The organism is Acetobacter tropicalis (assembly GCF_001580915.1).
GTDB lineage: Bacteria > Pseudomonadota > Alphaproteobacteria > Acetobacterales > Acetobacteraceae > Acetobacter > Acetobacter tropicalis.
This window is the reverse complement of the sequence record NZ_LHZQ01000001.1, coordinates 1-500: the sequence shown is the minus strand read 5'-3', so window position 1 is coordinate 500 and position 500 is coordinate 1. Positions and strand designations below refer to the sequence as shown.

Annotated in this window: 1 pseudogene; it reads right to left on the bottom strand. The window is 52.2% G+C overall.

Annotated elements, in window-relative coordinates:
• Positions 1-500: pseudogene (locus AD944_RS16895) on the bottom strand (hypothetical protein); the annotation flags it as partial.

Sequence of the window (500 nt, the reverse complement as noted above, 5' to 3'; positions counted from 1 at the left end):
GACCACGATGTTCGACACCCAATGCTATCCCCAGCGGGCCATACGGGAGCTTGGCAAGATGTTTGTTGGCAACAGTGAACTGAACATCCCGCATTTCCTGCGCTGACGGATAGACATCTGTGAAGCCGATATAATTCGCGGCTTCCCGCGTCATGCTGCCAGAAAATGGATTATAGGGCGCGCAGCCGGAAATACTTGCGCACAGATTGGGGTCATAATAACCAGTCGTTGAGCCCGCGCCGCCGGTCTGGTGAAAACCAAGCGCATTTTCCATGTTGCGCCAGTTTACTCTTCCCGTACCTTTATCTTCTGTTGTGGTTTTTCCGTAAGAGAAGAAGAAATCATACGTCCAGCCGCCGGTATGGGGCAATGTGCCGCGTGCACCACCCGTCAACTGATAATAGTCAATGGTTTCATAACCATATTCGCGGCCAATACCAAACATTCGTTGATACAACGCCACATCCTGACCAAACGGATTTCCCGGCATGCCCGCTGGG